The organism is Pseudomonas viridiflava (assembly GCF_900602065.1).
In the GTDB taxonomy this organism is placed as follows: Bacteria; Pseudomonadota; Gammaproteobacteria; order Pseudomonadales; family Pseudomonadaceae; genus Aquipseudomonas.
Genome location: NZ_UWFN01000206.1, coordinates 1 through 323 on the forward strand (window position 1 = coordinate 1; position 323 = coordinate 323).

At 68.4% G+C, this 323-nt stretch carries 1 protein-coding gene; it reads left to right on the forward strand.

Annotated features, from left to right (window positions below):
• Window positions 1–125 precede the first annotated feature (125 nt).
• Window positions 126–323, forward strand: a 198-nt coding sequence (locus tag EE949_RS11955) for a hypothetical protein (protein ID WP_431194221.1), incomplete at its 3' end; no start/stop codon positions are given.

Consider the following 323-nt stretch of genomic DNA (forward strand, 5'->3'; position numbering starts at 1 on the left):
GAGTCCCGTCGCACCCCGCACGGGGTGTTCACGGGGCCCGAACTGGCCGAGACCGCGTGGTGGCGGCTCCGCGACAGGCCGCGGAACTCATGACGCGCCAAGCCAAAGTCCGGTAGACCGGAGGAATGGCAGACTCGATCCCTCACGTCCTCGTCCTCGGCGGCGGCTCCGCTGGCTACACCACGGTCAAGCAGCTCCAGAAGCACGCGGCCACGGTGCCCATGCGCATCACGCTGGTGGACCAGAACACCTACTACACGTACCTGCCGTTCCTGCCCGAGGTCGCCGGTGGCCACATCGCGCCGAAGGACGTCACCGTCGAG